The sequence below is a fragment of the Bradyrhizobium sp. AZCC 1693 genome (assembly GCF_036924745.1).
GTDB lineage: Bacteria > Pseudomonadota > Alphaproteobacteria > Rhizobiales > Xanthobacteraceae > Bradyrhizobium.
Genome location: NZ_JAZHSD010000001.1, coordinates 6,778,297 through 6,791,828 on the forward strand (window position 1 = coordinate 6,778,297; position 13,532 = coordinate 6,791,828).

The 13,532-nt window shown below is 63.0% G+C and carries 10 protein-coding genes and 1 pseudogene; 8 read left to right on the forward strand and 3 right to left on the reverse strand.

All coding sequences use genetic code 11. The features are described 5' to 3' along the window. Positions 1-46: 46 nt before the first annotated feature. From V1293_RS32270 to ilvC, 6 genes and pseudogenes are all read left to right on the forward strand, one after another. Positions 47-1,033: a threonine dehydratase gene (locus tag V1293_RS32270; protein ID WP_334515341.1), complete on the forward strand. Its 987-nt coding sequence runs from the start codon at positions 47-49 to the stop codon at positions 1,031-1,033. A 26-nt stretch (positions 1,034-1,059) separates the two neighbouring features. Continuing rightward, the gene (ilvN, locus tag V1293_RS32275) at positions 1,060-1,602 is read left to right on the forward strand and encodes an acetolactate synthase small subunit (RefSeq protein ID WP_334515343.1); all 543 of its coding nucleotides are present in this window, start codon (positions 1,060-1,062) and stop codon (positions 1,600-1,602) included. 2 nt (positions 1,603-1,604) lie between these two features. Then, positions 1,605-2,300 (forward strand): class I SAM-dependent methyltransferase, encoded by a 696-nt coding sequence (locus V1293_RS32280; protein WP_334515345.1) that lies wholly within the window; start codon positions 1,605-1,607, stop codon positions 2,298-2,300. A gap of 6 nt (positions 2,301-2,306) precedes the next feature. Next, positions 2,307-3,179 (forward strand): annotated as a pseudogene (locus tag V1293_RS32285) (EamA family transporter); the annotation flags it as partial. A gap of 9 nt (positions 3,180-3,188) precedes the next feature. Beyond that, the gene (locus V1293_RS32290; protein ID WP_334517009.1) at positions 3,189-3,791 is read left to right on the forward strand and encodes a LysE family translocator; all 603 of its coding nucleotides are present in this window, start codon (positions 3,189-3,191) and stop codon (positions 3,789-3,791) included. A gap of 146 nt (positions 3,792-3,937) precedes the next feature. Further along, the gene (ilvC, locus tag V1293_RS32295) at positions 3,938-4,957 is read left to right on the forward strand and encodes a ketol-acid reductoisomerase (RefSeq protein ID WP_334515347.1); all 1,020 of its coding nucleotides are present in this window, start codon (positions 3,938-3,940) and stop codon (positions 4,955-4,957) included. A gap of 242 nt (positions 4,958-5,199) precedes the next feature. Here the strand turns inward: ilvC and V1293_RS32300 are convergent, their stop codons facing one another. Then, a complete protein-coding gene (locus tag V1293_RS32300; protein WP_334515348.1) occupies positions 5,200-5,526 on the reverse strand; it encodes a hypothetical protein in 327 nt (108 codons plus the stop codon). A 10-nt stretch (positions 5,527-5,536) separates the two neighbouring features. Next, positions 5,537-5,791, reverse strand: a complete 255-nt coding sequence (locus V1293_RS32305) for a PaaI family thioesterase (protein WP_334515349.1) — start codon at positions 5,789-5,791, stop codon at positions 5,537-5,539. Between the two features lie 388 nt (positions 5,792-6,179). Here V1293_RS32305 and V1293_RS32310 point away from each other — a divergent pair, with 388 nt between their 5' ends. Together V1293_RS32310 and V1293_RS32315 are read left to right on the forward strand one after the other, a co-directional pair. Further along, a complete protein-coding gene (locus V1293_RS32310; RefSeq protein WP_334515350.1) occupies positions 6,180-8,210 on the forward strand; it encodes a beta strand repeat-containing protein in 2,031 nt (676 codons plus the stop codon). Then, positions 8,152-12,027: a beta strand repeat-containing protein gene (locus V1293_RS32315; protein WP_334517011.1), complete on the forward strand. Its 3,876-nt coding sequence runs from the start codon at positions 8,152-8,154 to the stop codon at positions 12,025-12,027. The genes V1293_RS32310 and V1293_RS32315 overlap by 59 nt, the downstream gene beginning before the upstream one ends. Positions 12,028-12,075: 48 nt before the next feature. Here the strand turns inward: V1293_RS32315 and V1293_RS32320 are convergent, their stop codons facing one another. Then, entirely contained in the window at positions 12,076-13,161 is a 1,086-nt protein-coding gene (locus V1293_RS32320; protein ID WP_334515354.1) for a DUF2336 domain-containing protein, read from the reverse strand. Between the last annotated feature and the right edge of the window lie 371 nt (positions 13,162-13,532).

Here is a 13,532-nt window from a genome sequence, read left to right on the forward strand (position 1 = left end):
GCGGGGCGAGGGAACTTATCGCGCACGCGGATAGTGCGGGGCTCCCATGTTTGACCTCAAAGAGCTCGAACGCGCGCACGAGATCGTGGGGCAGGCGGTGCCGCAGACGCCGGCGCATGCCTGGCCGCTGCTTGGCGACCGGCTCGGCGCTGATGTTGTGGTCAAGCATGAGAACCACACGCCGACCAGCGCTTTCAAGGTACGGGGCGGACTGGTCTACCTCGACCGCCTGAAGCGTGAACGGCCCAACACGCCCGGGATCATTTCGGCGACGCGCGGCAATCACGGACAGAGCCTTGCGTTTGCGGCCAGCCGTCACGGCGTGCCGGTGACGATCTATGTTCCGCACGGCAATTCGGTCGAGCAAAATCGCGCGATACGCGGATTTGGCGCCGAGCTTGTCGAATACGGCGAGGATTTTCAGGCGGCACGCGAGGAAGCCTATCGGCGCGCGGAGACGAATGGGTTGGAAATCGTGCCGGCCTTCCATCCCGATCTTGTCCTGGGTGTCGCGACCTATGCGCTCGAACTATTGCGAAAGGCGCGTGATCTCGACGTTCTCTATGTTCCGATCGGGCAGGGCTCCGGCATTTGCGGCTGCATCCTCGCGCGTGATCTGCTTGGCCTGAAAACGGAAATCGTCGGCGTGCAGTCGACCGAAGCGCCGTCTTACGCACTGTCGTTCGCGGCCGGCGCCGTCGTAACGACCAAAACCAGCAACACGCGCGCCGACGGCGTGGCGACACGCATTCCTGATGCCGATGCGGTCGCGATCATCTGCAAGGGCGCTTCCCGCGTCCTGCAGGTGACTGACGACGAAATCGCCTCGGCGATGCGGGCTTACTGGACCGATACCCACAATCTTGCGGAAGGCGCCGGTGCGGCTGCGCTGGCGGCGGCTCTGCAGGAGAAGAAGAAACTTCAAGGTAAGCGGGTCGGCCTAGTGTTGAGCGGCGGCAACATCGATTTTGACCGGTTTCGCCATTGGCTCGGGCCGGATGCCGTTACCGCAGATCAACGGGCGATGACGTGACCGAGAAAGAATCCAAGGGGACGACAATGAACCAGCCCGCATCCGCCTACTTCCTGGAAGAGCGGCACGATCCCAACGAGACGCACACGCTCTCGGTCCTGGTGCAGAACGAGCCGGGCGTGCTCGCGCGCGTGATCGGGTTGTTTTCCGGCCGCGGCTACAACATCGAAAGCCTCACGGTCTCTGAAACCGAAAGCCAGAAACATCTCTCCCGCATCACCATCGTCACCACGGGTACGCCGATGGTGATCGAGCAGATCAAGCACCAGCTCGATCGCATGGTGCCGGTCTATCGCGTGGTCGACATGACGATCACCGGCCGCTCGATCGAGCGGGAACTCGCCATGGTGAAAGTGCGCGGCGGCGGCGACCACCGGGTCGAGGCGCTGCGGCTGGCGGACGCCTTCCGCGCCCGCGTGATCGATGCCACCACCGAGAGTTTTGTGTTCGAGATCACAGGCAATTCTTCCAAGATCGATCAATTTATCGACCTGATGCGCCCGCTCGGCCTTGTCGAAGTGTCGCGCACCGGTGTTGCCGCGATCGGGCGCGGGCCTGAGGGGATGTGAACATGCTGGCGCGTGACTGGTATTACACTCAAAGGCGGCAGCTCGGGCTCGATTCTGCGGTCGCCTCGATCTACGACCGGCATGACGACTCTGACCTTCGCGCCCGCGCGGCGCTGACCATGCTCGGCGTGCAGAAGGGCTGGCGGGTGGCCGATATCGGCTGCGGCAACGGCGTGCTGGCCTGCGAGGCGGCGCTGATCGGCGCCGAGGTCGACGCCATCGATATTTCGCCCGCGATGCTGGCGCTCGCCAACATCCAGGCCCGCGACCGCAAGGTCGCGATCCGCACCCAGCCGGCCGGCATGCTGAGCTTCGCCTATCAGCCGAATTCCTATGATCTGATCGTCAGCGAATTCACGCTGCATCATTTGCCGGATTTCTGGAAGGCGGTGGCGCTGGCAAGAATCTACGCGGCGCTGAAGCCCGGCGCCAATTTCTACCTGCGCGACATCGTGTTCGTCAGCACGCCCGACGGCACCGAGCGCGATGTCGAGCAGTGGGCCGATTTCACCATCAAGAACCACGATTTCCAGCGCGAGGGCGTGGTCACCCATATGCGCGACGAATACTCGACCTTCGGCTGGGTGATCGAGCGCATGCTGACCGATGTCGGCTTCACGCTGGAATCGGTCGACTATCACGCCCCTCTCCACGGCACTTACCTCCTGCGCAAACCAAAGCCGGACCAACAGAGCTAGAAAAAAATGAAACCGGCCGATGTCTGCATCGCCGTGCTGGTCGCGGTGATCTGGGGCCTTGCCTTCGTGGCAAGCCGGATCGCGCTGAACGAATTTTCGCCGGAACTGATGACGACGCTGCGCTTTTCCATCGCGGCCTTGCCGTGCCTGTTCGTGGCGCGGCCGAAGGTTTCATGGACGGTATTGGCCTCGATCAGCTTCACGCTGTTCCTCGGCCAGTTTCTCGCCCAGGCCTTTGCCATCGCCCACGGCGTTCCCGTCGGCCTTTCCAGCGTGATCGTGCAGAGCCAGGCGCTGTTCACCATCGGCTTTGCCGCCTTGTTGTTCCGTGAACGGCCGAGCGCGTGGCAGACGGTCGGCATCGGTGTTGCCACGATTGGCTTGCTGATGATCTGCGGCACCGTCGGTTACGATTTCAGCATCAGTGCCTTCGCCATACTGATGATCTCGCCGCTCAGTTTTGCGGCCGGCAATCTGCTGCTCCGGCGCGCGCCTGATGTGCCGATGTTCGACCTGTTCGCGTGGCTGTGCCTGGTCGCGGCGGTGCCGTTGCTGGCGCTGACGCTGGTCGGCAACGGCCCGCAGCCGACCTGGCATGCGCTGACCCATATGTCGCTGACCGGCCTGATCTGCATGATCGGCCTCGGTGGCGTCTCCACCAGCATCGCCTACTGGCTGTGGGGCAGGCTGCTGCGGGATTACCCGGCCGCGCAGGTGGTGCCGTTCGCGCTGCTGGTGCCGTTCGTCGGCTCGGCTGCGTCGAGCGTGGCGTTCGGCGAAACCTTCGGGCCGCTGCGGCTCGCCGGAATGGTCACCGCCGTTGGCGGTATTGCCATCATGCTGCTGTCGAAGCGGCCGAAGATGATGCCAAAGATCGCGCGAGGCCCCATGTCACATTCGCTTTTGATCGCCTTCGTCATGTTCGCCACGGTGATGTTTTTCACGCCGGGCCCGAACAACATCATGCTGCTGTCGTCGGGGCTGACCTACGGCTTTCGCCCCACCATCCCGCACATCATGGGCATCACGGTCGGCTTCGCGTTCATGATCGGCGCTGTCGGCCTCGGGCTCGGAACCATCTTCATCGCCTACCCGGTGCTGCAGACCATCCTGAAATATGCCGGGGTGGCCTACCTGGTCTATCTGGCCGCCCATATCGCGATGTCCGAGCCGCCGTCGGCGGAGCAGGACGACAGCCGCCGGCCGATGACGTTCTGGGGCGCGGCCATGTTCCAATGGGTCAACGCCAAGGGCTGGGTGATGGTGATCGGCACCATCACCGCCTATGCGGCGATCGCCGCCTACCCCTGGAACATCGCGATCCAGGTCGGTTTGAGCCTGCTCCTGGGCATCCTGTCCTGCACCGCCTGGGCCCTGTTCGGCACCGCGCTGCGGCCGGTCCTGACCTCCCGGCGGGCGGTGCGGGCCTTCAACATCGTCATGGCGGTACTGCTGCTGGCGTCGCTCTATCCGGTCTTCATGGACGCATGATGCCGCACCGCGCCATGCATAAACGGGTTTCCTTTGACGCGGAAAATGCTCTAGACAACGCCGGAAATTCGCGGGCGACCGGCGGTCCTATTCCTCCAAATGCCTGATTAACCGGCCGTTTTGGCCATCGATTAAGGAAACGACCCATGCGTGTTTATTACGATCGTGATGCCGACCTGAACCTGATCAAGGGCAAGAAGGTCGTCATCGTCGGCTATGGCAGCCAGGGCCACGCCCACGCGCTGAACCTGAAGGACTCCGGCGTCAAGGAAGTGGCCATTGCGCTGCGCAAGGGTTCGGCCTCGGCCAAGAAGGCGGAAGCCGCCGGCTTCAAGGTGATGGAAGTCGCCGAAGCCGCCAAATGGGCCGACCTCGTCATGATGCTGACCCCGGACGAACTGCAGGGCGACATCTACCGCGAGCACCTGCACGACAACATGAAGAAGGGTGCGGCGCTCGTCTTCGCGCACGGCCTCAACGTCCATTTCAACCTGCTCGACCCGCGCGCCGACCTCGACGTGCTGATGATCGCGCCGAAGGGCCCCGGCCACACGGTCCGCTCGGAATACCAGCGCGGCGGCGGCGTGCCCTGCCTGATCGCGATCGCCAAGGACGTCTCGGGCAACGCCCATGACCTCGGCCTCAGCTACGCCTCGGCGATCGGCGGCGGCCGCGCCGGCATCATCGAGACCACCTTCAAGGAAGAGTGCGAGACCGACCTGTTCGGCGAGCAGGTGGTGCTCTGCGGCGGCCTGGTCGAGCTGATCAAGGGCGGCTACGAGACGCTGGTCGAAGCCGGCTACGCCCCTGAGATGGCCTATTTCGAGTGCCTGCACGAGGTGAAGCTGATCGTCGACCTGATCTATGAAGGCGGCATCGCCAACATGAACTACTCGATCTCCAATACCGCCGAGTACGGCGAATACGTCACCGGTCCGCGCATCGTGACGTCAGAGACCAAGGCTGAGATGAAGCGCGTCCTCGCCGACATCCAGGGCGGCAAGTTCGCCCGCGACTGGATGCTGGAGAACAAGGTCAACCAGACCTCGTTCAAGGCCACCCGCGCCAAGCTCGCCCAGCATCCGATCGAGGAAGTCGGCGCCAAGCTCCGCGACATGATGCCGTGGATCAAGAAGGGCGCGCTGGTCGACAAGACCAAGAACTGATGGTGTCGTTCCCCGGATGCAGCGCAGCACGCAAGTGATGCGCTGCTGGTCCGGGGTCCATCTCGCGAAGCGGTCCCGGCTCTGCGGCGCATCGCTAACGCGCTGCACCGCGTCCGGGACACGGGAGCATCCAGTGGCCGGTTCGACAATGCACTACCGGCATACCAAATCTTAAACCTTGATCGGCATTATCCGGCGAGATCGCGAACGCGGTCTCGCCGTTTCTTCGAAGAATTGCTGGCTCAATCATATTCTTCAACGCGCCGCGCCGAGTGCGCCGCCGAGCCGAAACGAAGAACTGACGCTTCATGCACATTCTTGGTGCGAAGCAATTCAACAAATACATTAGCGACGGAAAAGCCAGCGTTTACCGACTCAAAGCTCGGTTGCTTAATCCGCATTCTGGTCAGCGAAACGAGATCGACAGCCGTTGAGCCGCGGGGCTGGCTATTGGCTTTCGCGCTTCCGAACATCTCGTGTGCTGGATCAGCAGCGAACCGAACCTCAACCTTGCATCTCCTGGCAGCGATGCGCGTTCCGTCGTCGGAACATGCCGCACTCTCCAGCATTGCGTGGCTTTTATTTGGCCGGGAAGTCGACGCCGCGAAGCGTCACTGTCGCGATAGCGCACGCCGTCTCCACCTCATCGGCCACCGACACCACATCAACACGCGCCACGCCAATCGTGCTTCCAACCTGAAGCGCGCGGGCGCGCGCGATCAGCGCGGTGCCCTTCGCCGGGGCGAGGAAGCTGACCTGCAGGTTGACGGTCACCGCAAACCGGCCGGACGGCATGGCGGTGGTGGCTGTCTGATGCCAGACAGCTTTGAACACCCGGAGGTGCGAATGCTTCGCCCAGAGGGCGTCGATCTGCCCCGGCGGCTGGGTTTTGAATGGGTCAGGGGCGGCGGCGATGGCTGGCTGGATCGTGCGCTGGATCGTTTGTGACCGGTTCGGACCTTGCGCCGCGAGGACCGACTCCGGTTACGCGCCTTGGCGCGCCCACAAGTCGGGCACGGTCCTCAATGCGCCAATGCCGCTTGACGGTGAGAAAGTGTTTTAATACTATTACAAGTAGAGACTAGAAATGGTGTTTAGAACTTTTTTCTAGAGCCTGCTTCGGCTCGTTGCCAGCCACTGCACTTCCAATCCCCACCCGCTCGTCAGCCGTGTTCGCGCCGCGTCACGGCACGCATTTCCACGCCCATCTCAGGAGATTGCAATGGCTATCATCAATGGCACCAATGGAAGCGACACGCTCAACGGCATGCCCGGCGACGATTTCATATTCGGTCAGGGTGGCAGTGACGTTATCGCGGGCCTGGGCGGCGCGGATTTTATCGACGGCGGCGCGGGTGCCGATACGGCGACCTACGCGGCGTCGCTGGCAGGGGTCAATGTCAGCCTGGCGACGGGGCAAGGCAGCGGAGGCGATGCCGAGGGCGATACGCTCGCCAATATCGAGAACCTGACGGGATCTGCGTTTGACGACACGCTCGAAGGCAGTAGCGGCAACAACGTGCTCGCGGGCGGTGACGGCACGGACACCGTGTCCTATGCGCATGCCGCGGCCGGTGTCACGGTCAGTCTCGCGCGCACGACGGCGCAGAATACCGCCGGCGCCGGCAGCGACACGCTGAGCGGGTTCGAGAACCTGACCGGCTCCCATTTCGACAATAGCCTGACCGGTTCATCGACGGCGAATACGATTCTGAGCTTTGAGGGCAATGACGTCCTTGCCGGTCTCGGCGGCGCGGACATCCTGGACGGCGGCGCCGGCAACGATACGGCGACTTATGCCGCGTCGCAGGCGGCGGTCGATGTCAGCTTGATGACCGGCATTGCCACCGGCGGGGACGCGGAAGGCGATACGCTCGTCAATATCGAGAACCTGACCGGATCAACTCACGACGACGTGCTGGAAGGCGACGACGGCAACAATGTTCTCGCCGGCGGCGGCGGCAACGACACGGTATCTTACGAGCATGCTGCGGCCGGCGTCACGGTCAGCCTGGCGCTGACGACCGCGCAAGACACCATCGGTGCCGGCAGCGATACGCTGAGCGCGTTCGAAAATCTCACCGGCTCTCATTTCGACAACATCCTGACCGGCTCGTCCCAGGCAAATGTCATCGTCAGCTTCGAGGGCAACGACACGCTGGACGGCGGCGCAGGTGCGGACACGCTGATCGGCGGCGCGGGTAACGATATCTACATCGTCGACAGCGCCGGTGACGAGGTGACGGAAGCCGCGGATGAGGGAACCGACACAGTTCGATCGTCGATCAGCTACACAATCGGCGCCAATGTCGAGCACCTGACCCTGACCGGGGCAGGGAATGTCAGTGCGACCGGCAATGCCGCCGGCAACATCATTGTCGGCAACAGCGGCAACAACACGCTTGCGGGTCTTGGAGGGGCTGACGCCCTCGACGGCGACGCCGGCACCGACACCGCCACTTACGCAGCGTCGGCTGCGGGGGTGAATGTCAGCCTCGCGACGGGACTGGGCGTTGGCGGCGACGCCGAGGGCGATACGCTGGTCAACATCGAGAACCTGACCGGGTCGGGCCAGAACGACATCTTGGAAGGCGACGGCGGCAATAACGTTCTTGCCGGCGGCGGCGGCAACGACACGGCATCTTACGCGCATGCCGCGGCCGGCGTTACGGTCAACCTGGCACAGACGACCGCGCAGAACACGATCGCTGCCGGCATCGATACGTTGACCGGGTTCGAGAACCTGACCGGATCCGCATTCAACGATACGCTCACCGGAAGCAGCATCGCCAATATCCTGATCGGCGGTCTGGGCAACGATATCATCAGTGCGAGCGGCGGAGCCGACCGGCTCGACGGGGGCGGCGGCAACGACAGCCTGACCGGCGGTACCGGAGCGGACGTTTTTTTCTATGCCTCCGGCGGCGGGGCTGATGTCGTCACGGACTTCAGCCACGGTCAGGGCGACCGGATCGACGTGACGGATGTGATCGGCATTCTTAGCCTGGCGGACATCCAGTCGCGCGCCACCCAGCAGGGGCGCCAACACGGTCATCGATTTCGGCAATGGCGATACCCTTACATTGCAGAATTTCACCTTGGCTGCGCTTGTCGCCGGCGACTTCGTATTCCCGAACAGCATCGTCGGCACGCCTGCGCGGGATACGCTGATCGGGACCAGCCAAGCGGATGCGATCTTTGGTCTTGGCGAGAACGACCGGCTCCAGGGCCTCGGCGGCAACGACCAGCTTGATGGCGGCACCGGCTTCGACCGGGCGATCTACACCGATGCCGCCGGCGGCATCACCGTTAACCTGGCTGCCGGCTCGGTCTCCGGCAACGGTGTCGGCGTTGACACACTGACCGCGATCGAGGGGATCGTCGGAAGCGACTTCGCCGACACATTCAATGCCGTGGGATTCACCGGTTCCAGCGAAATCCCCGGCGTGCAAATCGGCTTGAGTGAGTTCGAGGGGCGCGGCGGCGATGACGTGATCCTCGGAAACACGAACATTCAAGGCTTGCGGCTGACGCGGGTGAGCTACCTCAGCGCGACCGCTGCCGTAACTGTCGACATTGCCGCAGGAACGGCGGACGGTAATGCCTCCGTCGGGCACGACACGTTTTCCAATGTCTATGCAGCCTGGGGATCGGCCTTCAACGACGCGCTGCGCGGCAGCGACAACGGAGCCGGCACCTTCGAGCTGTTCGAGGGACGAGCCGGCGACGACTTTATTGACGGTCGCGGCGGTTACGATCGGGCCGACTACACCAATGATCTCGCGACGACGTCGGGCATCACCGTTCATCTCGCGGCGGGGACCGTAACAGGCGACGCCACCGTCGGAACCGACACGCTTCGCGCGGTGGAGGCGGTCCGCGGTACCAATTTCGACGACCTCTTCGATGCGACCGGCTTCGGCGATGCCGGCGCGGTCAATGTCGGCTCTCTCGGAACGTTCAACGACTTCGCAGGCGCGGGGGGCAACGATACCATTATCGGCAACGGCAACACCCGCCTCAACTACCAGCTTGCCGCGGGACCTGTCACGGCCGACCTCGAGACAAGCGCGATCGGCACGACCAACGCCATCACCGTCGCCGGCAGCGCCACGGCGCTTGGCGAGGGGACCGACAGCTTCACCGGTGTGAACGCGGTCCAGGGCTCGATGTTTGGCGATACGCTGTTGGGCAGCAGTTTCAGCAACACACTTATCGGTCTTGGCGGCGACGACTATCTCGACGGCCGGGGTGGATTCGATACGGCAGGATACAACAGCCTATCCACCGTGACCGGCGGGATCAGTGTCAATCTGGCGGCGGGAGTAGTGACGGGGAATGCCTCGGTCGGCACGGACACGTTGCGTTCGATCGAGAGCATCCAGGGGACCGGCTTCGCCGACGTTTATAACGCTGTTGGATTTGGTCAAGCCGGCGCGCTGAACGTCGGCAACAACGGCACCTTCAACCAGTTCGAGGGCCTCGCTGGCGACGACATCATCACCGGCAATGGCAACACGCGGCTGATCTATTCCAATGCGACTTCCGGCGTCACGGTCAATATGGCGGCGGGCACCGTGACCGGCGATGCCTCGGTCGGCACCGACACCTTCACCGGCGTCAACAGCGTGACAGGAGGTAACTTCGTCGATACCTACAATGCGACCGGCTTTGTCGGCTTCAATTCGTTCCAGGGCCAGGGCGGCAATGACACCATCACCGGTAATGGCAACACGCAGATCTTTTTCGTCAACTCCACGGCCGGCGTGGCGGTCGATCTCGCTGCCGGAACGGCCAATGGCGACGCCTCGGTCGGCACCGACACCATTAGCGGCGGCGTCAATAATGTCTTCGGGTCGAACTTCAACGACACGCTACTGGGCAGCAGCAGCAATGACTTCCTTAACGGGGGTAACGCCGGCAACGACACGCTTGACGGCCGCGGCGGCAACGACAACCTGACCGGCGGCGCCGGGGCGGATACGTTCGTCTATGCGATCGGCGGCGGGACGGACTTCATCACCGACTTCAGCCACGCCCAGGGTGACAGGATCGACGTGACCGGGGTGCCCGGCATCTTCAGCCTGGCGGATATCCAGTCGCACGCCACCCAGCAGGGCGTGAATACGGTCATCAACTTCGGCAACGGCGATATCATTACATTGCAGAACGTGGTGCTGGCCAATCTTGTGGCCGGGGATTTCGTATTCCCGAACAGCATAACCGGTACTCCTGCTCCGGATGTGCTGATCGGAACCAGCCAGGCGGATGCGATTTTCGGTCTGGCGGCGAACGACCGGCTTCAGGGGCTCGGCGGCAACGACCAACTCAATGGCGGGCTCGGCTTCGACCGGGCGGTCTACACGGACGCCACCGGCGGCATCACGGCCCATCTCGGCGCCGGCACGGTCTCCGGTGCCGGCGTGGGCAATGACACGCTGACCGATATCGAGGGTATCGTCGGCAGCGACTTCGCCGATAGCTTCACTGCGACAGGTTTTACGGGATGGAGTGCGATTCCCGGCACCCCGGTGGGCCTGAGCGAGTTCGAAGGGCGAGGCGGTGACGACGTGATCACCGGGTTGGTCAATGCGTCAGGCCAAACCCTGGGCCGCATTTCCTACGTGAGCGCGACGGCTGGGGTTACGGTGGACCTGATCGCCGGTACTGCCGATGGCGATGCTTCCATCGGTCACGACACCTTCTCCCTCATCAACGCGGTCGTCGGGTCGGCATATGCCGACATCATGTATGGCAGCAATAATCCGAACGGCACGTTCGAGCAATTTGAAGGTCGCGGCGGAAACGACTTTTTCGATGGTCGTGGCGGATTTGACTATGCCGTGTACAACAATGATCCCCTCACGGGTGCGGGGATCACCGTCAACCTCGCCTCCGGAACAGTGTCCGGCGACGCGAGTATCGGCACCGACACGTTGCGCGCAATCGAGGCTGTGCGCGGCACCAGTTTCAACGATGTCTATGATGCAACCGGTTTTTCGGGTTCGAGCGCCAATGCCGGCTCCTCTGGCACGTTCAACCAGTTCGAAGGGATGGCCGGCGACGACACCATCACCGGCAACGGCAATACCCGGCTGCAGTACATTCTGGCCGCGGACGGGGTGACCGTCGACATCGCGGCAGGCACAGCACATGGCACGGCGCCGGGAGATGTTGCAAACGTCGGCACCGATACGTTCACCGGCGTCATTGCCGTCATGGGCTCGATGTTCGGCGACACGCTGCTGGGCGGCAGCGGTAACGAACAGTTCCTCGGCCTTGCCGGCGATGATTACATCGATGGCCGCGGTGGCTTCGATTTTGCGCAATACAGCAACCTCACAAATGTGACGAGTGGAATCAGTGTCGATATGGCCGCCGGCATCGTGACCGGTGATGCCTCGAGCGGCACCGATACGCTGCGCTCGATCGAAGCCGTGCAGGGTACCATCTTCAACGATGTCTACGACGCGACAGGCTTCGGTGGCGGCGGTGCGCTGAACGTCGGCAGCAACGGCAGCTTCAACCAGTTCGACGGTATGGCGGGCAACGACACCCTCACCGGCAATGGCAACACCCAGATCGTGTACGCCAACGCAACCGCCGGGGTCAGCGTCGATTTGTCCATCGGCATCGCCGCTGGCGATGCGTCGGTCGGTACCGATACCATTACCGGCGGCGTCAACCGCGTTCTTGGTTCGAATTTCGGCGACACTCTCATCGGTACCGGAGGGACCGAGTTCCTGAACGGCAACGGCGGCAACGACACGATCAGCGGAGGTGGCGGCAACGATGTCCTGACCGGCGGCAGCGGCAACGACAACTTCGTCTTCACGTCAGGTTCAACCGCCGGCGCGACCATCACGGATTTCGCCGGCAACGGCGCCGCGGTGGGGGATACGCTCGAATTCCACGGCTTTGGCGAGGCCTCAGACGGCGCAGCCCTGACCTGGCTTTCGGGCAACCAATGGCAGGTTCATTCCGGGCTGGACGGTCACGACGAAATCATCACGATCAATGGAGCCACCGCCAGCAGCATCCATGCCAATGATTATCAGTTCCTGACGTAGGCGTCATTGCAACGGAAACGCCGGTCGGCGTTTCCGTTTGCGGCGCGGCTACTTCTCGATCCTGTTGTGGAGTTGCCAGAAGCGCACGGTGCGCTGGGCCGTCTCCATCGACAGTTTGCGGTAATCGCGCTCTGCGATCTCCAGCGTCTGCTCGTTGACCGAAGGCATTACCGGCCGGTTGCGCAGGATCGACTCGACCGTCGGCCAGTTCAGGCGGGCCGACCGGCAGGGAATGAGGAGCAGGTCGGCGCGGGGGCCTTCCATCAGCCGGGCCATCATTTCGACTGGCATCTCATTGAGAAGTGCGATCGCAACCGTGACCTCGTCGAACTTCTTCGATTCGGCGAAACTATAGACCGCCGCGTCGTCCAGCTCGTTCAGCCCCTTCATCAGCTTCACGTACTCCTCGGCGACGCCGAAGCTCCGCCCCGGGGGCGGCGCCTCGCGGGCGATTATGTTCAAGACCTTCTTGATCTCTTCCTGAAGCGCAGGCGGGGCGATGGCCAGCAGGCGGGCGCGAACCGCATCCTTGGCGCGTCGCAGCAGATCGCGCATGCAATTTTCCGGCAAATCGCCGCGAAGGCCGAGAATCTCGACCAGTTCGTCGTCGGCGGAGGCGCGGGCGACGATGTTGGAATAGCCCCCTTCGGAAAACTGCGCGCCGGCATTGTTGGCCAGTTTGCGGATCACCTGGCCTTCGCCGCGATCGACGATGACGTCGGTCACCGCCGCGGGCAGGTTGGGCCGGCCGGAAATGGCGAGCAGGTGATCCTGCCCCTTGCTGCTGGCGATCTCGACCAGCACGTCGGTCCCGAGCCGGCTGGAATTGGCAAGCACATTGCCGGCGACCTCGATCTCGTCGTCCCAGGCCAAATGCTGGATCACCTCGAACGGCGCGTAGTCGAGCGGCGCCAGCCGCTTGGAGAGTTCGGCCTTGGCGCGCGTTTCGACGCGCGCGATCAGGAGGCAGAGCACGTCGTCGAAGACCTTGACCTGGTCGTCGCTGAGGCGTTCTGCGTCATTGAGGAAGAGATCGGTGACCTGTCGCAGGGTTTCCACCCGTTTGGCGGATGAACCGCCTCTGACGGCGTCCTCGAGTTCGGCGATGATTGAATGCGCCGGCTGTTGCACCATTGTGGGCAGCCTGTTGGTTGTTGAAGGGTTGGCGCCCACAATGACGAACCGAGCCTTACGCTCGCGTTAAAGGGCGGAACCGGTACAAATACAGATCGACTGCACGTGAAACAGGCAATGGATTGGCGGCGGCCGTCGTGGGCACACCGGCATCGAAGCACGCCGCGCATTGCAAATGCCGCGTTCCGAATTGCTTTACCAATGCGATCGGGACGCATGCGGGCGATTTCACGCGATAAATCGCCGATGTCGAACCGGATCGGGCATGTGCCGCGGCTTTCGGTATTCCGGTCCGGCTGCTATCCTCTCCAAACAGTTCCCGGGAAAAATCGAATAGCAACTTGCCGAACAAGATGCCGTCAAGGCTGGCC

Excerpts from the sequence above, each read along its gene's own strand:
- V1293_RS32270 (WP_334515341.1), top strand. The coding sequence starts at position 47 with ATGTTTGACCTCAAAGAGCTCGAACGCGCGCACGAGATCGTGGGGCAG.
- V1293_RS32310 (WP_334515350.1), top strand. The coding sequence starts at position 6,180 with ATGGCTATCATCAATGGCACCAATGGAAGCGACACGCTCAACGGCATG.
- V1293_RS32300 (WP_334515348.1), bottom strand. The coding sequence starts at position 5,526 with ATGCTGGAGAGTGCGGCATGTTCCGACGACGGAACGCGCATCGCTGCC.
- ilvC (WP_334515347.1), top strand. The coding sequence starts at position 3,938 with ATGCGTGTTTATTACGATCGTGATGCCGACCTGAACCTGATCAAGGGC.
- V1293_RS32290 (WP_334517009.1), top strand. The coding sequence starts at position 3,189 with ATGTCACATTCGCTTTTGATCGCCTTCGTCATGTTCGCCACGGTGATG.
- ilvN (WP_334515343.1), top strand. The coding sequence starts at position 1,060 with ATGAACCAGCCCGCATCCGCCTACTTCCTGGAAGAGCGGCACGATCCC.
- V1293_RS32280 (WP_334515345.1), top strand. The coding sequence starts at position 1,605 with ATGCTGGCGCGTGACTGGTATTACACTCAAAGGCGGCAGCTCGGGCTC.
- V1293_RS32320 (WP_334515354.1), bottom strand. The coding sequence starts at position 13,161 with ATGGTGCAACAGCCGGCGCATTCAATCATCGCCGAACTCGAGGACGCC.